We start from the raw sequence: 21907 nt of genomic DNA, 5'->3' as shown, positions 1-21907 counted from the left end.
GCCTGGCTAAGGTTTCGAAATTCCCAATCAAGTTGTGAATGAGGTTGCGAGGATAACCATCGTTTATAATTCCGACGATTACCCATCCTCTATAATAAGGTTGATAAAAAATCAATTATCTTTATCGGCTCAGAACTGTCTGCATAAACTGTCAAATGAACACGTTAACGAAAACTTTTTTCCTGCTCCTCTTTATTTTTTCGATAGGAAATGTTAGCGCACAAAATTTAAAATTTAAGCATGTTAGTGTAGAGGATGGACTATCGAACAGCACCATTGAATGCATCTTTCAAGACCATCGGGGTTTCATCTGGTTTGGTACACGCGATGGTTTGAATAAATACGATGGCAATCAGATTACTGTTTTTAAGCACAACAAAAACGAAAATAGCATCAGTGATAATTTTATCAGGTGCATCTTTGAAGATCAAAACCATACCCTTTGGATCGGCACTTCGGATGGACTGAACAGGTTTAATGCCGAGAAAAACAATTTCTTTACCTACAGGGCCAAAAACCAAAAGAACCAGACCAACATTGTTACCTCAGTTAAAGAAACCAGCAAAGGAATCTGGGTAGGCACTTATGGTGGTGGACTGAACCTGCTCGACAAAACCTCGAATACCTTTAGCCGATATCAATATCAATCCGATGTGGCAAAAACCGACCGAAAAGATTACATCAATGATCTGTATTGCGATGCTTCAGGAAATATCTGGATGGCTACCGATGCTGGTATTCATATATTAGACCTTAAATCAGGTAAAGCAGCAATTATTAAAACATTAGAAAATGAATCCTTTAGGGTGATTAAAAAAGATTCAAATGGCTCTTTTTGGTTTGGAACAGAAGAAAATGGCCTAATCTATTACGATCCTGGCAAGAATACCATTAAAACATACCAGCACCAGGAAAAAAACAGCAATAGTATAGGAAGCAACCTGATAAGGGCAATTGTTTTCGATAAGCATAAAAACTTATGGGTTGGTGGTATCAATGGTGGCTTAAACCTTTTTAACCCTAAAAATGAATCATTTACACATTATCAGAACGAGCCTGGCAATGCCTTTAGTTTATCGCAGCGCACCGTTTCGGCACTTTTCGTCGATCAGCAGGATAATTTGTGGATTGGTACCCACCGGGGAGGAATAAACCTCTATAGCCCACAGGCAGAAAAGTTTAAATTGGTGCGCCAGGAGCCCAACAAAAACAGTTTAAGTTACAATGATGTACGGGCCTTCCATGAAGATAAAGCCGGCAACATTTATATTGGGACTGATGGTGGCGGACTCGATATTTATAACAAAATCAGTAAAACCTTTATCCATCACCGCTATAATCCCTTCAACCTCAATAGTATTGGTGCTGATGCCGTTTTAGATATTACCGCAACAAAAAGCGGTTTGTTATTAGTCGGCACCTGGGCAGGTGGCTTAAACCTCATGCACAACGATGGCTCATTTACCCGTTTTAACCACAATGCCAATCCTACTTCCATTTCTTCGGATTATGTACAAAAATCGTTCGAAGACAGCAATGGCAACCTTTGGATCGGCACTTATTATGGTGGTTTAAACCTTTTCGATGCACAAAGCAAACAGTTTAAACGCATTACCGAGGGGAAAAATGGCAGTAAATTAACAGGCAATAACATTGTTTCCCTTAATGAAGACCAATACAAAAACCTTTGGATTGGCACCGATGATGGCGGTTTAAACTGTTATAACCTCAATACCCAGGTATTTACCCATTATTTTATGGGCGGTGGAAAACGACCGGATTTAAGGGTAATCTTTATAGACAGTAAAGGAAACCTTTGGATCGGGCAGGCTGGTCTTTACCGCTTTAACCGTGCAAAGAACAAATTTGAACTTTACACCACCAAAGCAGGTTTATCAACTGAATTTATAAAAGGAATTACCGAAGATGAAAAAGGCAATTTCTGGATCTCGACTGCCCATGGCCTTACGAGATTTAATCCACAAAACCAGACTTTTAAAAAATATAATACAGCTGATGGTTTGCAGGGACTTGAATTTGAAACCAATGCTTATTTAAAAGCCCGGAATGGGGAAATGTTTTTTGGGGGAATAAACGGTTTCAACACGTTTTTCCCTGATGATATTCAGACCAACAAATTTATCCCACCTGTTTACCTTACCGAATTTCAGATCTTCAATCAAAAAATCTTACCAAACACAGCAGGTTCTGTACTCGAAAACGACATCAGTTACACCAAAGAACTTCAGCTGGATTATGATCAGGCTTCAATATCGTTCCGTTTTGCCAGTTTAAATTATGTGGCCAACGAAAATAACAACTATGCTTACCGCTTAGAAGGTGAAGATAAAGACTGGGTTTTTGCCGGCCATGTGAAACAGGCCTTTTACACCAACCTCGATCCGGGAACTTATACTTTTAGGGTTAGGGCATCGAACAACGATAATGTTTGGAATACCAACGGAACTGCTGTGAAAATCATCATTTCTCCACCTTTCTGGGCAACCTGGTGGTTTAGGTTAATCGTTATTGCAACCGCTCTTTACTTAACCTATTTAGCGCTGAGCTTTAAACGTAGATTGGAAATCAGAAAAATAGAGGAAGAAAAAAGAGAAGAAATGCACCAGACACAGCTTCAGTTTTTCACCAACATTTCGCATGAGTTCCGCACACCGCTTTCGCTAATATTGGGGCCAATAGAACGCCTGTTGAGGGAAGATACACAAGAAAGTTTCCAAAGTTATTACCATACCATTCACCGCAATGCCAATCGTTTATTGAGGCTCATTAATGAACTGATGGATTTTAGGAAAACAGCTTCGGGGGCTTTAAAACTCAATGTGATAAACGGTAACCTGAACCTTTTTATTGATGAGGTTGCCGAAGAATTTTCGGAAATGGCTGCTGAAAAAGGAATCAGCTTTACCGTAGAAAAAGAAAATCTCCCAGCCGATATCTGGTTCGACAGACAGGTAATTGAAAAAATTATCCTCAATCTGATTAATAACTCCATTAAATATACTAAAGCTGGTGGAATACTCAAACTTCAGGTTTTCAACGAACCGATCGGTTATAAACTACAATTTGAAAACCAATTGGTGATCAAAAGTGACTATGAGGCCAAAGCTTACATCTATTTCCGCGTGATTGATAGTGGAATTGGGATTTCTAAAGATTCTATCCAGCATTTATTTGAGCGCTACTACCGGATAACCGAAACGCATCTGGGCTCGGGAGTGGGATTGGCTTTCGTAAAGAGCTTAACCTTATTGCATAAAGGATTAATTCAGGTATCGAGCCAGCGGAATGAAGGAACAGAAATTATTATCGGCATCCCAAGCAGCAAGGCAGATTATACGCAAAATGAACAGTTCAGCCAAAATAACGAGCCTGGTGGCACAAGGCTCGAAAGTATCAGCTACCGGTCGGAAACTGAAGTTATCCAACCGGGAACCGAACAAACACCTGCGAATACTAAAACCAGTATCCTAATTGTAGATGACAACGAAGAACTGAGAACTTTTTTAAAGGATACGCTAAGTCCTTTTTATGCCATTATTGAAGCTTCAGATGGCCACTCAGGGCTTGAACAGGCTCGAAAAAATTTACCTGACCTGATTATCAGCGATGTGATGATGCCTAGCATGAACGGAACAGAATTTTGTAAGCGCATTAAAGAAGATATTGAAACAAGCCATATCCCGTTTTTAATGCTTACCGCTAAAAACAGTGTGGAAGCTGAAATTGAAGGTGCCGAATCGGGCGCCGATCTTTATTTCACCAAACCCATCAACATTAACCTGTTACAGCTTACCATTAAAAATATTTTTGAGCAACGGCAAAAACTGAAAGACCATTATTTAAAAAATAAAGATACTGAGCCCAAAGCGCTTGCCCATTCTGAAAGAGACAAGGCTTTCCTCACCAAATTATTATCGATCATTGATGCGGAAATGATTAATCCTGAAATGGATATCGATTACCTCTGCAAAGAAATTGGAATGAGCAGAACCAAACTTTACCAGAAAATAAAATCAATCACAGGACAATCTATTGGTGAGTTTGTAAGATCAGCTAGACTCAGAAAAGCCATTGAGATCATGAAAAGTGAAGATGTTTTGATGACAGAGGTTATGTACAGGATCGGTATTCAAACACAATCATACTTTACAAAAGCATTTAAAAAAGAGTTCGGCGTAACGCCAACCGGCTACATGCAGAACCTAAAACCTTAAGGATGGATTAAAGTAAAAAAGCCCTTCAATCCTGAGAGGGCTTTTTCATAGTCGTCTATCCCTATAAGTAGGAATCCAAAACTAATTAATGCCTTTAATATTTTTAGGGGTTGAATAAACTGAACAGAAAAAATTTTCACATTAATTCATTCTTAGTTTTTTCGGCTTTATATGCCCTTAAATGGCTATAACAAACTATTACTCCACGCCCTTTGCATTCGTTGGAATAATGTACAGCGATTTTGAAGCCGTAATAAAAAGCATGTTTTTGTTTTTTCCGCCAAAACAAATGTTACCACACCACTGTTCAGGCACTTCAATATGACCGATTTGTTCGCCTGTAGGTTTATAAATATTTACCCCTTTACCGGTTACATAGATATTTCCATCGCTATCTAAAGTCATCCCATCAGAATGCTGATTAAGGATGAGTTGCCTGTCTGTTAATTTGGCATCGGCACCAATACGATAACGATAAGTTTTATTGGCACCCATATCGGCCACATACAAAAATTTACCATCCGGAGTACCTACTATGCCATTAGGCTTGATAATATCATCTGCCACGACAATCGCTTCTTTTTTTCCTTTCGGAAGATAATATACCTTTTGCCCTTGAATCTCAGGCGATTTTCGGGTCCAGTAATCGCGCTGATAATAAGGATCAGTAAAATAAATACCTCCTTTGGCATCTAACCAGATATCGTTTGGTCCGTTTACCTTTTTGCCTTCATAATCACTGAAAAGCACTTTTATCTTTTTGTTTTTATCTATAGACCAGATCTGGTTATCCTCATCCGCACAAACAATCAGGTTGCCTTTTTTATCGAAATAAGTACCGTTTGCCCTTCCCGATTTGTCCATATACAGGCTCAGTTTGCCATCAATACCATATTTCCAGATTTTATCATTAGGCTGATCAGTAAAAAACACGTTTCCCTGTTTATCAACTGATGCACCTTCTGTAAACTTAAATTGTGAAGAAATCAACTTTAAACTATCCTGAACAAAAAGGTTTTGCCCTGCACTTTGCGCAAAAGAGATGAGGCTTAAGGCTGAAAGCGCCAAAAAGAAGAAATATTTTTTCATTTGTATTTTTTTTAAACTATCAGTTTCAAAAATCTATCAGGTTTGTAAAAGTATTAACTTACCCGTTTCCCTTTCAGTAACATATTTAATGCATCATTCAGCGTTCCGGCTTTTTGCACTTCACCTTCATTTACAAAATAAATTTCATCAGCGTTTTCGATGGTATTTAAACGATGTGCAATAATAACAAGCGTAGTTTCTTTCGACAATTTATTTAAAATACTACCCAAAAGTTGTTCGGTTATGGTATCGATGTTGGCCGTAGCTTCATCAAGGATTAACAGTTCAGGATTTCTGAGCACCGCACGCATAAAGGCAATCAGCTGTTTCTGGCCTAAACTTATACTGTCCGATCCGGAAGTAATCTGTGTATTTAACCCTTCATCAAATATGGCTAAAAGTGCATTCAGATTGGCTTCTTCAATTATTTTCTCCAACTGCGTGTCACTTACCTCCTTATATTGACTATTACCATACAAGATATTCTCTTTTACCGTTCCGGTAAATAAAAATGGTTCCTGTAAAATGAATCCGATTTTTTGTGTTCTCTCCGCTGCAGAAAATGAACGGATATCTTTACCATTTAATAAAACTGTTCCCTTTGTGGCATCGTATAAACGCGAAATTAAAGAAGCAGTAGTGGTTTTCCCTCCTCCGGTTGGTCCAATTAAAGCATAAGTTTTTCCTTTTTCGAACCTCAGGTTAATGTTATGGAGGATTTCTTTACTGTCATCATAAGAGAAATGCACATTTTTAAATTCAAGCAAAGCATCAGAATTGATATTTCCCTCAACTTCTATCTGTTTTAGGTCACTCTCCAACGATAAGATCTGCGATATCCTGTCCCAACTGGCCATAGCCACCTGAAAGCTTGTCCATAGTGCAGCCAATTGCCTTAACGGATTATAAAAATTAGTGGTATAAGCTATATAACTCACCAATAAACCCAAAGTAAAGTTTCCGGTAGAAATCAGGTAAATGCCAAACAATAAGGTAATCAGCTGTGCTATGCTTGATAATAAACCATAAACGGGAACAAAAATATTGTTGGCCAAACCTGCACCTATTGCTGTTTTATAGTTTTCAGTATTGGCTTCATTAAAACGTTTCCTAAAATAATCCCTGCGGTTAAAGGCAATAATCACTTTAAAGTTGTTCAGGCTTTCCTGTATTTCGGCACTCATTCCACCAACGCTTTTTAAGTTTTTGGCATTTTTCCCTTTTACCCAGGGTGATAAAGCCATCGTAAAGATAACGATCACCACCGCAGGCGAAAGTGTTGCGGCACCTAGTTCTAAATTAATCGAAAGCAAGAAAATACCGGCACCGATCATGGTTACAATACTGCCTATAAACTGCATTAAGGACTGTGAGAAAAACTGGTTCAACTTATCGGTATCATTATTTACCCTCGAAATCAGATCGCCAGCTTTGTTCTGATTAAAAAATGAAACGGGCAACTCCTGTAGTTTATTAAAAATGGCATTGCGTAAGGTGTATAACATTCGCTGGCCTACTCCACCCATCAACCTGGTTTGGGTGTAACCTGTAACCATGGCAATCATATACATCACTAACAGTATGCCACCAAAAATAAGCACACCATGAAACTGTTTGGTGCGGATGTAGGTATCAACAGTATGGCCTACCAGTAATGGACCCAAAAGCAACAGACCTGAGTTAACCAAAATGGCAATCAGCGCCAGCCAAAGGTTCTTACGTTCAGCCGAGATCAGTTTAAGCAGGCTTTTCAGCGCCTTAAAAGTAGATTGCTTTTCCTGCCCGGTGTTAAGCTGGTTAAGATTGTAGTTCATAATTACTGGTGCTCTGTTGTGAATTGTAAATCTGAACATATTCGGGACTGCTTTTTAGCAATTCCTGATGGGTTCCTTCTGCAATGATTTCGCCCTGCATCAGCAAGATCACTTTGTCGTAATGTTCAACAGAAGCTATTTTTTGTGTAATGGAAAGTAAAGTTAAACCAGGATAATTTTGTTGGATGTTCTCCAAAATCCTTTTCTCGGTATTGGTATCAACGCGGGCTGTAAAATCATCAAGCAATAAGATCTTCGGATTCACCGCTAAAGCCCTGGCCAACATAATACGTTGTTTCTGTCCACCCGAAAGGCTGTTTCCACGCTCTGAAACAATAGTATTCAACTGATCAGGCAAAGCATCTACAAAATCTTTAAGTTCGGCAGTAGCTATGGCTTTGGCCAGTGATTCATCTGTAACGGTATCGCTAAAGGCAATATTTTCCCTGATGCTCATGTTGAACATAATGCTGTCCTGAAATACGAAGCCAACCTGTTGGTGAAAACTCTCCTGGTTGTACTTTTTAATTTCTTCGTTATCAAACAGCACCACACCAGCATCTGCTTCAATAAGACCTGTTAAAATATAAAGTAATTGTGTTTTACCCGCAGCAGTAGGGCCGATAATAGCAGTTTTAGAACCTGCCTTGGCAGAAAATGAAACCGATTTTAAAACTGGTTTTTGTCCGAAACTTAGACTAAGATCTTTTGCCTCCACATCCCCTATCAATTGTGTAGTCAGCGTGCCTGGATGTTTGATCTCAGCAGCATTCAGCACACTTTCTATCCTTTGGTAAGATGCTGTAGCCTGCGCAATTACATTGCTCATAAAACCGATTACCAAAATGGGAAATATAATGAGGGTGAGGTAACTGCTAAAAGCGGTAAATTCTCCCAGGGTCATCGAATTGGTGATGACAAAGTGACCACCCAGTACCAGAATGCACAAACCAGATAAATTGGCTGTAAAAACAATAACCGGAATCAGTGCCGCAAACATACGGAGAATGGAAATTCCTAAATCTCTTGCTTTGGCATTTGCATCTATAAATTTATTGTATTCTAAAGCTTGTGAATTAATTACCCGGATTAAAGCCGAGCCTAAAATACTTTCGCTGATTACCTTGTTCAGCCAATCGATCACTTCCCTACTCTTTTTGAAAAGCACTTTTACCTTGCTTAACACGTAGAAAAATGCCCCACCGATTATCGGCACAATAGCAATCACACAAAGTGCCAGTTTCCAGTTAATTATCAGGAGCAGAATACTTGCCCCAACAATTAAAAATATAGACGAGCAGATAGAAACGATAGCCTGCGAAACAAACATTTTAATCGAATCAGCATCGGCTGTAAGATTGGTTAACAGTTTTGAGGGATTAGCCTGAATAATATAGGCATGGCTCTGTCGCGAAATCTGATCAGATAACCTTGTTCTTAAGTCTCTAGCTACACGTTCAGAAGCATAGGTCTGTACAATACTTTGCAAATAAGTAAAGATAAAAACCAGTACAATAGCCAGTGAAAACTGAAGCAGAATGGATTGAAGGTTGAAAGTTTTGTTGGTATAAGAATCGATACCGCTTGCGATAATCTTTGGTAAGAGTAAGTTGATACCGTTACTGAGCAACGCAAACAGGATCAGCATAAAAATTAAGCCGCTGTAGTTTCCAAGTAAACTGAAAATACTCGGCTTTTTGGCTCCTTTGGTTTTTTCCATATCAATGAAGATACCTTAAATTGTAGGCTTCAAATTTAACCCAAAGAAATGATTAAATGACTAAATTATTGAATGAGAGAATATAATTTATTCGAGGGATATGCTCGGTCAATAATTCAATCATTCTCTCATTCAATAATTATCCTACTTGCTTTCCTTCAAAACCATATCAATGGTAATGGCAGTGGCCACAATTGCAACTTTTTGATTGCTTTCGGCATAACTGGGATCGATAGATACATTGTATTTATCGGCCGTGGTGAAAACTTCTTTCAAAGCACCAGCCCACTTTTTGTTTATTTTGCCCATTTCGGCACCTGCGTTATTGGTGATACTAAAATTCCATGCTTTCCAATCGCCAGATATTTTTGCGATCTCTTCTCCAGATGTTGGGCTCGAAATGGTAAAAGTTGGCTTGAAGAATTTAAATTTTTGTTTTATAATCCCCACTTCAACACCAAGCGGATCGGTCACAATAATTTTCGACATCCAGAATGTCCACCCTCTTGTAATGGTGGCCTGTAACTGATCGTTGGTATCGGTAATTTCTAATTTAAAAGGCATCATTCGCTTATCAACCAATAAGGTTAAAGCTTTTTGCCAGCCAGAAATACGCTGTTTAATAATCCCGATCTGAGCGCCCTGATCGTTATAAACCTTGTACTCGTTCGCAAACTTTAAAAAGTTTACTTTCTCATCAATAAAATATTCGTCGCTTAAAAAAAATGGAGGAATCTGCTTGTTCATACTGTAGATTAAATATTAGATAAGTTGCTAAAATATATATTTTTTTTCATTGCAGGTTCAAATAGCGGTGATAGATCATCATTGATAGCTCCCATTTAATAGATCTCTCCACTCCGCGTTGCTTCGGTCGAGAGGACGACCGCTCTAGCCGAGTCAGTCAATGATAATCTGGCTAAAAAGAAACATGAGGTTAGTTTTTTCACCACAGATGCACACAGATCTTAGTATCAGTGTGCATCCTTTTTATCTGTGGTTAAAATTATTTCAACTGATTTAAAAACTAATTTGCAGCTAAACATTGCTACCTTTGCAGCAAAAGCCATTGAAGAAAATGGTTAAACCCAAACACATGATTGAAATAGGAAAATACAACGAGTTAAGGATTTTAAGCAAAACTGAAGCTGGATTAAACTTAACCGATGGCGATAAACTGGTCATCCTCCCTTACCAATACGTTCCGAATGGCGTAGAAATTGGCGATAACATTACCGTTTTTGTTTTTGTACAAAAAGATGGTCGCTTAACTGGCACTACCCAGAAAGCTTATGCCGAAGTAGGCGATTTCGCTTTTTTGAAAGTGGTTTCTGATGGTGATGATGGCGTTTTTATGGATCTTGGGATCGATAAAGATGTATATGTACCAGACCGCGAGCAAAAAAGGCCGATGCAAAAAGGCTATAAATATGTGGTTTACCTGTATTTAGACGAAAGTAACGACCGCTTATTGGCTTCTTCTAAGCTATACGATTTTGTTGAAGAAGACGGTTTTGATTTTGAAGAAGGTGATGAGGTGAGCTTATTGATTACAGAAGAAACTGATCTTGGTTTTAACGCCATTATCAACAATACATATATTGGTTTACTTTATAATAACGAGGTTTTTGATAATATCCAACCGGGCGAGATGCGCAAAGGCTGGATCAAGAAAATCCGTGTGGAAGGTAAGATCGATTTAACCCTGCAGCCAAGTGGTTACGGCCATATTCTCGATTCGAAAGAGATGATGTTGAGAGAGCTTAAAAAGAGTGGTGGTGTAATTGAACTGGGCGATAAAAGTTCTCCGGAAGATATTTATCACCGTTTCCAGATCAGTAAAAGCGCTTTCAAAAAAACCATTGGCTCACTATATAAGGAGCGTTTAATTGTACTTTCTGACGATTCGATCAGACTGATTACAGACGACGAAGCAGAATAAGATCGCCACAGATCAAAAGGATAAGCACAGATTATCTATAATTAGCCATGGAAACGCAGATTAACACGGAATAATTTTCAGTGATTTCCGTGCCTCCGTGACCAATATATAAATCGTCATTCGACTGAAGCAAAGCGGAACGGAGAAATCTTTTAAAAAGACTTGGGAATACTGCGATCGAGATGAAGGACCAATTTCCGTGATTTCCGTGCCTCCGTGGCCAATATATAAATCGTCATTTCGACTGAAGTGAAACGAAATGGAGAAATCTCTCTAGATAGATCTCTCCATTCCACCGCGTTCCAGTCGAGATGACGACGCTTTTTATTAGAGTATTTCATTGATAGCATAGTTGAAGGATCCCCGCTATGATCGAGATAACGAAATTTTCTTTGTGTCTTCGTGGTCAATCCTAATACGAGAGGTTAAAACCTAATTCAGATTAAACTTTTCACTCTGCACCTTCACTGCATTCGAGGCCGAAACAATGGCCACGATCATAATTCCGATTACAATAGCCAAAATAACCTGCAAGGTAGAATATACCTTCGTTCCCGAAACAAAGATCTTTGAACCTTTAATCAGATCATTACCAACTTTAGATTGTATTTTAATCAAGGCCGAAAGTTTAACCAGTGTTTCATCAACGGCATTTTCCCCCATCGACTCATAAATTATCCTTCCTTCAGCACCCGCTATGTTTATTATTTTCGCCTCCAATCCCTGTTGAACAGTTAATGCTTTTTTAAGATCGTTTAAAAAACTTTTCTCCTGTTCTACCAATAAAGTAAGTTCATATTTATTAATGACCGAATCTATTATACGGTTGTGTTTATTCATTTTCACCATACCAGTTGAGGGATGAACAGCACCATTACCTAACAATATTTCCTGAAGGATTTGATTTTTATAATATAGGTTTTCAGCAATAAAGTATAAATCTGTCGCCGGAACAAGTCTATCATTATACATTGAAATAAAAGATTCGTTAATCTTCTCTACACTTTTATCTTCCAAAAAGCGGATCAACAAGGTGCAGCACATGATGCAGAACAGCAAAAAAGCAATTTTCAGCTTGTTTTTAAGACTAAAGGCAAATTTCATATATAATTGGTTAGTATGTTCACCACAAGGGTACAAAGAAAATCAATCTGTGCAATCCTTAAATCTGTGTAATCACGTTCTAAAAGTAATCCTCCTGCGCGGTCTTCGCGAAAAGCTGAGGCGCAAAATTGACTAAATATAACTCTTTTTTTGCTCGCGTTACCGCAGTATATAACCAGCGGAGAAAATCGAGATCGATCATTTCTTCAGTCAGGTAACCCTGATCAGCAAAAACAGCATCCCACTGTCCACCCTGTGCTTTATGACAGGTTACCGCATAAGCAAACTTAATTTGCAGGGCATTATAAAAAGGATCAGCCTTAATGGCCAACATCCGTTGTCGTTTATTGGCAATATGTTCATAATCTTCATTAAGCCCGTCAAAAAGCTTTTTATTCTGTTCATAAGGCAGATTAGCACTTTCTAAATTGAGGGTATCCAACATTACTTTGCAGCTAATCTGTCCTGCAGCGGGGAAATCCATAAATTCTAAAGTGGCATCGGCAAAACGGAATCCATAACGTTCTTCTTCACCCCTCACGCGGATAACCTTTGCCATATCGCCATTGGCAATAAAAGCAGTATCCTCGTTCTCAGGCAGCCAGAAATAATTGTTCCGCACCACCATAATCTGATCGCCTCCTGTTAATTCTTCTTCGCGGTAAAGCAATCTTGCCCTGATCTGCTGGTTATATACATTGGCCGATTTATTGGAACGGCAAACCACCAGGGTATTTTCCATGCCAAATTTGCGGTAAGCATATTCCAGCCCTTCAACCAAACGCGCACCAGGCATATTATAGATATCGGTATAACTTTTAGTCAGGAATTTAGGCATCGGATTTTCAGGATTTTTAGCAATCTGATTTCTCAACATCGTAGCATTGGCCAAAATACCCGATTTTTTTCCTTGCCTAACCACTTCCTTTAACTCGACAGATGACACGGTTAAGGCAAATTTATCTTTGAGGTACTGTTCGTTCAATGCCGGACTATCTAAACTCCCCACAGGGGGCAGCTGCGCGGTATCGCCCACAAAAAGCAAAAAGCAGTTCTTGGTATTATATACAAACTCCAGCAGGTCTCTCAATATTGAAGAGCCTGTTTCGTTAAATTCATCGGCAATCATCGAGGCCTCATCGATAATAAACAACGTATTTTCCGAGAGGTTAGGAGCCAATTGAAACTGCATTTCGGGCGATGCTGCAGAGCGCTTGCGGTAAATCCGTTTATGTATGGTTAAAGCTTTTCTGTATGAATACTGGCTCATCACCTTTGCTGCTCTTCCAGTTGGCGCCAGCAGTTCACTACGCAGATTAAATTGTTTCAAAACCTTCACCAAGGCCGCAACAGAGGTGGTTTTACCCGTACCAGCATAACCCTTAAGCACAAAACAGCGGTACTCGTCATCCTGTTGCAAAAATACCGACATCCGCTCGCAAAAAAGCAATTGCTCCTTGGTAGGCGTATGTTCGTATGCTGAAGCGATAAGCTGGCTTTTATCCGGGATCATTAATGGTTAATTGTTTAAATGGTTAATCGGTTAACTGTTTTCAGGGCGCATGAATAAAACCTGGGTTTTTAGCATCGGCCCAAGTTAACTAAACCGTATTGAAGCGATATCTCCCGATCTAATCGCCTGCTTGTTTTTTGCAAAGGTTTTGATCGGGAATTTAGCGGAAAGACGGACTGTAGCAACCGACTGGCATTACAGTACCTTTTCAAACCAATACAAAGGTTTATGCTCTCTGCGCTGCCAATTACAAAAGTAAGGTTTCGATGCGATGTGCCATTACCATATTTTGTTTTTTACTATAACTAAAAATGGTAAAATGACCATCCTGAGAGGCAACCAAACCAATAGACTGCGGCTGATCGTTAACAAACTGGGCCACAGAGAAGTGCCTGGTCCCTCCGAGCTGTCCGGGATAAAGGATTTTATCTTCGCCACCTACAATGGGCTCCGAAAATGCAATCTGTTCTACGGTTGGTTTGCCTTTAGCACGGCCGATTTTTGCACCAAACGCAATTAGGTCAAATTCTTCATTAATGATCGTTGCACCGTCAACAGCTGTTAAACCGGCTAAATGCTCAACTTCGCGGCGCACAGCCCCCTGAGAGAAAATTTCGCTCTGATTACCGCTTTGTTTCGCCAGATTGGATAATCCACAGAATGGGGGTTCTACCAAATACTGTATCGGGTGGATAATAGATTCTTCCCATTTCGTATCGCCTTTAGGTACAATCAATAAGGCTCCGCCACGGCCATGGGCACGCATAGAAACAGAAAACTGGATCAGGATATTAATGGGGTCGTTCCAGCTGGCTAAAACAGTAAGATCTAATAAGGCCTGCAAAATAGGCGGACAATCTTTATTTGCACAACTGGTATCATCAACAATACGGATCTGCTCTCCTTTAAGTACGGCAACATTGGTAAACTTACCGATGCCATAAATCCTTCGGTGTTTAATTACGATTAATCCAGGCTCAGAAACATCAACAACAAAACAAAAGTTCGGAATGTTAAGGGTTGTGCCCCATATATAGAGTTCGCCATCCTCTTCCCAAACGCCTAAGTGAATCCCGGAACGTTCAATCCCAGGCGCAATTTTGGTCAAGGTATTGGCATTTAACGCAAGTTTTTTCGCAAAACGCAATGGTTTCGATGTTTGTTCTGGCGGTAAAAAAGCAATCGAAATCCGTGGCGAATGCCCTTCTTCCTTACGCAAGCTGCTCCAAAAAGCAACATCAATTATCGCTTCAATTATTTTTCGATCCGGTTGAGTAGCCAAATCTATCTCACCCTGTGCAATTGCATTTTTATGCAGTTTAACAAAATGTTGCTCAATAGTTGCTGCAATCGTGTTTGCCGCTTTGTAGGTAGGCTTGTAACTCATGTTCCGAATTTAAGCCGAATATTTCGATTTTTGAATACCCGAAAGGTTTGATTTTGGTAAAAAAACACAGACATTTTTACCACAGATCTTCAAAGATAAACACAGCTATTTTTGATGTTCTTTTAACCGCAAAGCGCGCAGAGATAAGATTAAGCACAAAAGCGCAAAGAACCCAGAGTTAACTTCATATTTTGGTCGAATATCAATTCACTCAGGTTTCCGTGAACGCCGCGTTTCCGTGGCAAAAAAACAAAGCACCCAAAAAATTAACCTCATCTTACTGTTAATCCTTAAAAAAGTCTATTTTTGTTTCAATGAGTAACAATAGTCTCTTATTAGTCGACCCGAATTTTAAAGCTGATGCATCTGCAAACTGCCATTTATTGTTAAAAATAACGAATGACAGCTTTTCTTATGCTGTGGTAGGTAAGGATACAGAAGAGATTAATATCATTTTTGATAAACAAGGTTGTGACGATGTACAAAAAGAACTGAAATCTGCCTTTGAAACCGATAGTTACCTATCATTAAACTATGCAACGGTAAAAGCCGCAATCCATACCTCAAATTTTATTTTTATCCCTGATGAATGGTTTGATGGTGAAAAGCTGGCTGTTTATGCTAAGTATTTAGGTTCTGATGCCAAAGTTTACACCAAACACAACGATAAGCTAGGTTTTAATACTGTTTTTTGTTTAGATGAGGATTTAAAAGCAAATCTACCCGAGAAAACAGATTTATTTCCCCAGTCTGAACCATTAATGGTTTTATTTAATCATTTGGCAAACGAATCTTTATTAATCGATTTTACGGCAGTCTCTTTTAATGTACTCTACATAAAAGATAAAAAGGTAGTTTTTCAAAACCATTATCAATCAGAAAACGCTGAGGAATTTAATTATTTCCTGTTGCTGATGATCGAACAGCTGGGCTTAACTGATGCCATCCCTGTTTATTTACAAGGTATTATAAACGAAGATGACGAGCATTATAATTGCTTATTAAAATACTTTAACCAACTTTATTTCTTCTTTCCTGCTGGAAAACAAAGTAGCGAATTATTGGCCGATATGCCTAAGCACTATTTCAGCGGTCTCCTTGCTTTAGATTTATGCGAATAATTGGTGGCAAATTAAAGGGTATCCGTTTGCAGCCCCCTGCAAATTTACCGGTACGCCCAACTACGGATATGGCCAAAGAAGCACTTTTTAATATCCTCAACAACAAATATGATTTCGAAACCTGTTCTGTTTTGGATTTATTCTGTGGTACCGGAAATTTAACTTTTGAGTTTGCCTCACGCGGTGCAGAAAGTATTTTAGCCGTTGATATGGATTACGGCTGCGTAAATTGGGTTAAAAACACCGCAAAACAACACCAGTTTGATCAAGTTGATGTGCGTAAAGGCGATGTATTCAAATTATTAAAACAAATGACTGGCGTTTACGACCTGATCTTTGCCGATCCGCCTTACAATATGCCTAACATTCCACAGATCCCGGTGATGGTAAAGGAACAACAATTGCTTAAACCTGACGGTCTGTTAATTGTAGAACACCAAAGTAACATGAAACTGAACAGCCAGCCCGGCTACACCGAAACCAGAAAATACGGCAATTCATCTTTCAGCTTTTTTGAGTTATAGTAGTTCAATTGTTCATTGGTCATTAGTTCATTGGTTAATGGCGCATAGTTAATTTATTTTTAGAATTGAGCACACAGCGTGTTGTGGCAGCCTTCAGTCCTGCTTTTCATTGCAAGTCCTCACCCGATAAAGGATCGGGTTCCGGGCTTTCCATTGCAATCAGGCTTAAAATGAACGGTCTGCTCCAGTATAGTGCCATAGATCACCTTAATGTTCTAAATTTCTTAATGGTAGCAAATCCTAACCAAAGACTATTCCGTGCAATCTGTGTTTCCGTGGCAAAAAATACCGAAGCCCCTGAATCGTCATGCTGAATTTGAGATGAATCCAACTTCGTCCTTTCGCTATAAAAATCTATATTTGAATCATGAAGATAGCACTATTTCCAGGCTCATTTGACCCGATCACTATTGCGCACGTAAACATTTTACAACGTGCTACTCCGCTTTTCGATAAAATTGTAGTGGGTATCGGACTAAACAGTTCTAAACAGAATTTCTTAAGTGCAGAGCAGCGTCTTCAGATTTTACAGACTGTTTTTAAAGGCTATCAGAATATAGAAATCCAAACCTATGAAGGCTTAACTGTAGATTTCTGCAGAAAAATAGATGCCACATATATGGTGCGCGGTATCCGTTCAGCTGCTGATTTTGAGTATGAAAGAGCCATTGCGCAGATTAACCAGACCATGATGCCCGAAGTAGAAACCATTTTACTGTTAAGCAAACCAGAATATTCGGCCATTAGCTCTACCATTGTGCGCGATATTTTAAGAAACCATGGCGATGTGAGTCCATTTGTACCTAAAGAAGCACTTAGTTTTTTATAGTTTTAATAATGTGCTGTCAGGTGTTGCCACCTGACAGATAGATGCATTTATGTTTCTAATTTGCATTTAATTTATTTGTGTCAGATAGCGATATCTGACAACACGATCGCCATCATAAACTTCAGCCAATTAAAAAAAATGCCAGTCTGAGCAGAGTCGAAGACTTTTAGTCTATCCTTGTTCATCCTCCTTTACAGTAGTTTAATATTATTTAAATTTAAAATGTAACGTTTTAAAAAATCTGTTACCAATTGGTTATAATATTAAATGAAAGAAACAGAAAACATATTCCTCACCCTGATCAATCAGCACAAAGCCATTATACATAAGATTTCTAAAATGTACATGAACGGTGCCGAAGAACAGCGCGATCTGTTTCAGGAAATCGTATTACAGCTATGGAAAGCCTACCCTACCTTTAGAGGCAAGTCCAAATTTACCACCTGGATGTACCGTGTATGTTTAAATACAGCTTTAATTTACTTTAAGAAGGACAATAGAAAAGTAGATAAAACACCATTGGATGAAAATATTGATGTAATAGATGTAAACGAAAGCGAAGGAAAAGAAGAGAAGCTGGCCTATCTGTACACTGCCGTGCAAGAACTGAATGTGATAGAAAAAGCATTGATATTTCTCTTTCTCGAAAACCAGTCGCATCGCGAAATTGCCGAAAACCTGGGTATTAGCGAGGTAAATGCACGGGTTAAACTTAACAGAACTAAAGAAAAATTACAATCCATCATAAAGAAAAACGGTTATGAATTTTGACGATATAAAAAATGAATGGAATGCTGAGAATCCTGAAGGAAACAACATTTCTACAGATATGCTTAAAATAAAACAGGCACATACCCCAATAGATAAAATAAGGGGAAAAATGAAACACGAGTTTTTTTATCAGATCTTCTTTTTGATACTCATGGCCTTTACGCCTTACTTTTTTGGGTTTTCATCGGTAATGAATCAGGTGTTTTTAATGTTTTATGCCATCACCTGCGGATTTACCGCTTATTATTTTTTTAAGTTTTATCTGTTCTATAAAAACTCTTACGATATGAGTTTGGATACGCGCAAAAACATCCTTTGGTTTTTCTACGAAATGAAGCTGAATATCGAACTTTATAAAGCCCTGACCTATATTGTTGCCTTTATCGGCGTCGCGTTCATTGCAATATATTTGTTTATAGAAAAGGCTTCCATTTTCAATAAAATTTTAGCTAAGCTTTCATCGGTATACATCTTATTAAACTGTTTTATTACCATTCTGATTATAGGCGTAATTACCGAGTTATGGGCATGGTATTATTATGGCAAGTATTTAAAACAAGTAAAAAAAGTAGTTGATGAGTTGGATTATGAATAATCTGTGCGGTCAGATATCTGTGCAGTCAGATGTTACCATCTGACTGTTAAAGCACCAATTCCTTAATTTTTAGATAAATTTAGATGTGTCAGATAGAAATATCTGACACCACAAGATAAAGATGCTGAAACAAGTTCAGCAGGACGATCTCTGGATAGAACACTTATAGTATTCCTCCGGCCCTCAGCACATCCATAATTGATGGAAAAGTATTTTTAACTACTGGCGAAATGTGGTTTTTATCTAACCAAACGGCTTCATCAATACCTTCTTCTTTTTGAGGTACCAATTTTGGCTCGCCTTTAACCTTCATTTTGTACCAATTGGTTTTCTTGATCACCATTTTTGTGCCAATGGGATAAACGTGATAGGTTTTACAAAGTTTTTCTTCGCGTTTAAAAACCCTGATTCCGCACTCTTCTTCTACCTCACGAACAGCAGTTTCCTTCATTTTTTCACCTTCCTCCAGCTTTCCTTTGGGCAGATCCCATTTTTTATTTCTAAAAATAAACAGAAAATTGCCATTTGCGCTCTCTACCAAACCACCGGCGGCTTTAATAATGGTACAATCTTTCTTTAACTTTTTGAAGGTCTCCTGAGGGTTTTTTGTCAAGAAAATATAGCTCTTTTTAGAACCATTTTTTAGTTTTTTGTAGAATGTTTGCAGATTAAAATCCTGAAATTCCAGTTGTTGAATTTTTTCTTTTTGCTCTGGCAAAAAATCTGAGATATACAAAGTGTTATCGTTGATATAAATTCTATAATTTCTTGGCATATATTTTTAACACACATTAAATAGAGAATGATGCTTTTTAATAGCAACCCGCTCCTTTCCCGATTACATTTAAAGAGTTCTTTCTGCGAAACCTATATATTTTGCAATGCTCTAAAAGTAGAAAAATTGTTGAGTTATTTATAGGATATAAAAAAAGGTTACAACAATTAATGTTGTAACCTTATCTAAATTAACGCTCTCAATCAAAGATTGATGCAAGGCTCTCACCCCTTGCTTGCTACAAATATAGAATAATTTATTAAAGAGTTAAAAAAAATTAATATTTAATTCAACAATAAGCCTAAATAGCTAAAAGTCATATACACTAGAATGTAAAAAAAATGGTTAATAATCTGTACAGGAACATACAATTGAAAAACAATGATGAATAATTCCCTTAACGATAATATTTTTTTATAATTTTAACCTTTTAATCTGCCATGCCCATACCTTCATTATCCGAAACAGATCTGGAAGCATACCGAAACGATCTTTCTAACCCAGAAAAATCAACTGGAGCGCTCTTTATCACATTAACTGGGCTTTATCAGCGTTTTGCCGGCAATGAACAGTTATTGGCCAATTTCGAGCACGCATCCGAACTACAAAGTTTAGAAAATAGTTACGCTTCGAAAAAAGAGCATTACAATAAAGAAATTGCAGAGCTTAAAAGGCAGTTTAAACAATTGGATAACCGTATTATTGCTGCAGAACAAAAGCTACGTCATGGTATCCCCGACGATTTGATGGTAATGGATAAAATTATAGCCGAGCAAGAATCTATCGTAGAAGATCAGGAAAAGCTTAACAATGCCGAATCATCCATCGTAGAGCAGGTTAGAATAATAGATATAGCGCATGGAAAAGACCTTCAGAAGCTAGAACAACAACAAAGCAATAGAAATAAACCGCTAAACAGTAAATTCTCTGCTTTTAATGAACAGCTAAAACAAGCAGAAAAACGTATTACATTAAAAGCAAGTGCAATCTCGATTATTGCCATTATAGGCATTCCTTTAATAATAGATATGAGCTTGGTTTCATTAGGATTGCCTGCCTTAAGCAAGAATACCAATAACCTGATCTTTACGCATTATATCTTTTTAATCACACTGATCCTGACCGAATTGTTCCTGGCCGAAAAGATCAGAAGCAGGATTTCGCGGGTGTTATCCATCTCTTACCTTAAAGATTCGCTAGGTACGCTCCAAAATCTGCTGTTGGACAATAAAAAACAGATTTCCAAAGTAGAATCTGATCATAACATCTCCATATCAGAATTTGTAAAGCAAAATTATACGGCCTAGGAAGTTGATCTGTCTGATAAACAAATAGGGGTTTAGAAACCTTTTCAGCCCCAAACCCCTTATTGTTAATGTTATCTGATATTTAGATCTACAAAGTAGCCATATCAATTACAAAGCGGTAACGTACATCGCCTTTTTCCATACGCTCGTAAGCCTGGTGGATATCTTTGATATCAATCAATTCGATATCAGATACGATATTGTTCTCGGCACAGAAATCTAACATTTCCTGAGTTTCGGCAATACCTCCAATACCCGATCCGGCAAGACTTTTTCTACCGCCAAGCAAACTAAAAGCAGCAATTTCTGCCGGTTTAGGTGGAACACCTACACAAATGTGTATACCATTTGTTCTCAGCAAGGACAGATACATGTTAAAATCGTGCTCAGCAGATACTGTATCTAAAATAAAATCGAATGTACCTCTGGCAGCTTTAACCTGTTCAGGATCAGTAGTTACCACAAAGTGGTGGGCACCAAGTTTTTTGGCATCTTCTTCTTTCTTTGGTGAGGTACTCAATACCGTTACTTCGGCACCAAAGGCTACACCAAATTTCACAGCCATATGGCCTAAACCACCTAAACCAAGTACCGCCAGTTTATGACCTTTCCCTACTTTCCAGTGTTTTAACGGAGAATAAGTGGTAATACCTGCACATAGCAGCGGTGCCACAGCGGCAAGATTTAATTTATCCGATACATGCAGTACAAATTCTTCTCTTACTACAATTGTATCCGAATAGCCACCATAAGTTGGTGTTTTACCATCTCTTTCTAAACTATTGTACGTTTGCGTATTTCCTTCTAAGCAATATTGTTCTAAATCTTGCTTACAGTTTTCGCAAACCTGGCACGAATCTACCATACAACCTGTCCCGGCAAGATCACCTACCTTAAATTTCTTAACATGATCTCCAACCTTTACTACCCTGCCCACAATTTCATGACCAGGAACCATCGGGAATATCCCAGGAAACCAATCATTTTTTATCTGGTGCAGATCTGAATGGCAAACCCCACAGAAAAGTATCTCGAACTGAACATCGTGAGGTCCTACTTCCCGGCGCTCAAAATTCCAGGGTGCAAGATCTGTCTCGGCATTTTGTGCCGCATATCCTTTTGTTGCTATCATAAAAATTCAAATTTATTTTACCATAACAAATGTAAACAGCACTTTGTTA

The 21907-nt window shown here is 38.4% G+C and carries 17 protein-coding genes; 8 read left to right on the top strand and 9 right to left on the bottom strand.

The window, feature by feature from the left end:
- Positions 1–155: 155 nt before the first annotated feature.
- Positions 156–4235 (top strand): hybrid sensor histidine kinase/response regulator transcription factor, encoded by a 4080-nt coding sequence (locus AC07VK_RS02020; RefSeq protein ID WP_492957970.1) that lies wholly within the window; start codon positions 156–158, stop codon positions 4233–4235.
- 198 nt (positions 4236–4433) lie between these two features.
- Here AC07VK_RS02020 and AC07VK_RS02015 read toward each other — a convergent pair whose 3' ends face one another.
- From AC07VK_RS02015 to AC07VK_RS02000, 4 genes are all read right to left on the bottom strand, one after another.
- Positions 4434–5324, bottom strand: a complete 891-nt coding sequence (locus AC07VK_RS02015) for an SMP-30/gluconolactonase/LRE family protein (protein ID WP_492957968.1) — start codon at positions 5322–5324, stop codon at positions 4434–4436.
- 53 nt (positions 5325–5377) lie between these two features.
- On the bottom strand, positions 5378–7138 hold the full coding sequence (locus AC07VK_RS02010; RefSeq protein ID WP_492957966.1) for an ABC transporter ATP-binding protein: 1761 nt from the start codon (positions 7136–7138) through the stop codon (positions 5378–5380).
- Entirely contained in the window at positions 7122–8858 is a 1737-nt protein-coding gene (locus AC07VK_RS02005; protein ID WP_492957964.1) for an ABC transporter ATP-binding protein, read from the bottom strand. The genes AC07VK_RS02010 and AC07VK_RS02005 overlap by 17 nt, the downstream gene beginning before the upstream one ends.
- 144 nt (positions 8859–9002) lie before the next feature.
- Positions 9003–9605 carry an LURP-one-related/scramblase family protein gene (locus tag AC07VK_RS02000; RefSeq protein WP_057933366.1) on the bottom strand — a complete coding sequence of 201 codons (603 nt, stop codon included), beginning with the start codon at positions 9603–9605 and terminating at the stop codon, positions 9003–9005.
- Positions 9606–9954: 349 nt separating this feature from the next.
- Between AC07VK_RS02000 and AC07VK_RS01995 the strand changes: the two genes are divergently transcribed.
- Positions 9955–10800, top strand: coding sequence for a CvfB family protein (locus AC07VK_RS01995; RefSeq protein ID WP_057933523.1), 846 nt, complete (start codon positions 9955–9957; stop codon positions 10798–10800).
- A gap of 432 nt (positions 10801–11232) precedes the next feature.
- Here AC07VK_RS01995 and AC07VK_RS01990 read toward each other — a convergent pair whose 3' ends face one another.
- The 3 genes from AC07VK_RS01990 to AC07VK_RS01980 form a co-directional block, all read right to left on the bottom strand.
- On the bottom strand, positions 11233–11904 hold the full coding sequence (locus AC07VK_RS01990; protein ID WP_492957961.1) for an MCP four helix bundle domain-containing protein: 672 nt from the start codon (positions 11902–11904) through the stop codon (positions 11233–11235).
- 79 nt (positions 11905–11983) lie between these two features.
- On the bottom strand, positions 11984–13417 hold the full coding sequence (locus tag AC07VK_RS01985; RefSeq protein WP_492955886.1) for an ATP-dependent DNA helicase: 1434 nt from the start codon (positions 13415–13417) through the stop codon (positions 11984–11986).
- 247 nt (positions 13418–13664) lie between these two features.
- Positions 13665–14804 carry a putative sensor domain DACNV-containing protein gene (locus AC07VK_RS01980; protein ID WP_029279299.1) on the bottom strand — a complete coding sequence of 380 codons (1140 nt, stop codon included), beginning with the start codon at positions 14802–14804 and terminating at the stop codon, positions 13665–13667.
- A gap of 314 nt (positions 14805–15118) precedes the next feature.
- On the opposite strand from AC07VK_RS01980, the gene AC07VK_RS01975 reads away from it, so the two are divergent.
- From AC07VK_RS01975 to AC07VK_RS01955, 5 genes are all read left to right on the top strand, one after another.
- Complete coding sequence (locus tag AC07VK_RS01975; RefSeq protein WP_492957959.1) at positions 15119–15925, top strand: DUF3822 family protein; 807 nt, start codon at positions 15119–15121, stop codon at positions 15923–15925.
- A complete protein-coding gene (gene rsmD / locus AC07VK_RS01970; protein ID WP_492955884.1) occupies positions 15916–16449 on the top strand; it encodes a 16S rRNA (guanine(966)-N(2))-methyltransferase RsmD in 534 nt (177 codons plus the stop codon). Before AC07VK_RS01975 ends, rsmD begins: the two co-directional genes overlap by 10 nt.
- Positions 16450–16816: 367 nt before the next feature.
- A complete protein-coding gene (gene coaD / locus AC07VK_RS01965; protein ID WP_029279302.1) occupies positions 16817–17278 on the top strand; it encodes a pantetheine-phosphate adenylyltransferase in 462 nt (153 codons plus the stop codon).
- A 267-nt stretch (positions 17279–17545) separates the two neighbouring features.
- Positions 17546–18049, top strand: a complete 504-nt coding sequence (locus AC07VK_RS01960; protein ID WP_492955883.1) for an RNA polymerase sigma factor — start codon at positions 17546–17548, stop codon at positions 18047–18049.
- Positions 18039–18644, top strand: coding sequence for a hypothetical protein (locus AC07VK_RS01955; RefSeq protein ID WP_492955882.1), 606 nt, complete (start codon positions 18039–18041; stop codon positions 18642–18644). The genes AC07VK_RS01960 and AC07VK_RS01955 overlap by 11 nt, the downstream gene beginning before the upstream one ends.
- 163 nt (positions 18645–18807) lie before the next feature.
- On the opposite strand, the gene AC07VK_RS01950 is transcribed toward AC07VK_RS01955, so the two are convergent.
- Positions 18808–19419, bottom strand: coding sequence for an NUDIX hydrolase (locus AC07VK_RS01950; RefSeq protein WP_492957957.1), 612 nt, complete (start codon positions 19417–19419; stop codon positions 18808–18810).
- 440 nt (positions 19420–19859) lie between these two features.
- Here AC07VK_RS01950 and AC07VK_RS01945 point away from each other — a divergent pair, with 440 nt between their 5' ends.
- Positions 19860–20726, top strand: coding sequence for a hypothetical protein (locus AC07VK_RS01945; RefSeq protein WP_492957955.1), 867 nt, complete (start codon positions 19860–19862; stop codon positions 20724–20726).
- 88 nt (positions 20727–20814) lie between these two features.
- Here the strand turns inward: AC07VK_RS01945 and AC07VK_RS01940 are convergent, their stop codons facing one another.
- Positions 20815–21858, bottom strand: coding sequence for an NAD(P)-dependent alcohol dehydrogenase (locus AC07VK_RS01940; protein WP_492955879.1), 1044 nt, complete (start codon positions 21856–21858; stop codon positions 20815–20817).
- Positions 21859–21907 lie beyond the last annotated feature (49 nt).

The organism is Pedobacter sp. GW821-FHT01D05, assembly GCF_059422505.1.
This window is presented reverse-complemented; position numbering and strand designations above follow the sequence as displayed.

Excerpts from the sequence above, each read along its gene's own strand:
- AC07VK_RS02020 (WP_492957970.1), top strand. The coding sequence starts at position 156 with ATGAACACGTTAACGAAAACTTTTTTCCTGCTCCTCTTTATTTTTTCG.
- AC07VK_RS02015 (WP_492957968.1), bottom strand. The coding sequence starts at position 5,324 with ATGAAAAAATATTTCTTCTTTTTGGCGCTTTCAGCCTTAAGCCTCATC.
- AC07VK_RS02010 (WP_492957966.1), bottom strand. The coding sequence starts at position 7,138 with ATGAACTACAATCTTAACCAGCTTAACACCGGGCAGGAAAAGCAATCT.
- AC07VK_RS02005 (WP_492957964.1), bottom strand. The coding sequence starts at position 8,858 with ATGGAAAAAACCAAAGGAGCCAAAAAGCCGAGTATTTTCAGTTTACTT.
- AC07VK_RS02000 (WP_057933366.1), bottom strand. The coding sequence starts at position 9,605 with ATGAACAAGCAGATTCCTCCATTTTTTTTAAGCGACGAATATTTTATT.
- AC07VK_RS01995 (WP_057933523.1), top strand. The coding sequence starts at position 9,955 with ATGATTGAAATAGGAAAATACAACGAGTTAAGGATTTTAAGCAAAACT.
- AC07VK_RS01990 (WP_492957961.1), bottom strand. The coding sequence starts at position 11,904 with ATGAAATTTGCCTTTAGTCTTAAAAACAAGCTGAAAATTGCTTTTTTG.
- AC07VK_RS01985 (WP_492955886.1), bottom strand. The coding sequence starts at position 13,417 with ATGATCCCGGATAAAAGCCAGCTTATCGCTTCAGCATACGAACATACG.
- AC07VK_RS01980 (WP_029279299.1), bottom strand. The coding sequence starts at position 14,804 with ATGAGTTACAAGCCTACCTACAAAGCGGCAAACACGATTGCAGCAACT.
- AC07VK_RS01975 (WP_492957959.1), top strand. The coding sequence starts at position 15,119 with ATGAGTAACAATAGTCTCTTATTAGTCGACCCGAATTTTAAAGCTGAT.
- rsmD (WP_492955884.1), top strand. The coding sequence starts at position 15,916 with ATGCGAATAATTGGTGGCAAATTAAAGGGTATCCGTTTGCAGCCCCCT.
- coaD (WP_029279302.1), top strand. The coding sequence starts at position 16,817 with ATGAAGATAGCACTATTTCCAGGCTCATTTGACCCGATCACTATTGCG.
- AC07VK_RS01960 (WP_492955883.1), top strand. The coding sequence starts at position 17,546 with ATGAAAGAAACAGAAAACATATTCCTCACCCTGATCAATCAGCACAAA.
- AC07VK_RS01955 (WP_492955882.1), top strand. The coding sequence starts at position 18,039 with ATGAATTTTGACGATATAAAAAATGAATGGAATGCTGAGAATCCTGAA.
- AC07VK_RS01950 (WP_492957957.1), bottom strand. The coding sequence starts at position 19,419 with ATGCCAAGAAATTATAGAATTTATATCAACGATAACACTTTGTATATC.
- AC07VK_RS01945 (WP_492957955.1), top strand. The coding sequence starts at position 19,860 with ATGCCCATACCTTCATTATCCGAAACAGATCTGGAAGCATACCGAAAC.
- AC07VK_RS01940 (WP_492955879.1), bottom strand. The coding sequence starts at position 21,858 with ATGATAGCAACAAAAGGATATGCGGCACAAAATGCCGAGACAGATCTT.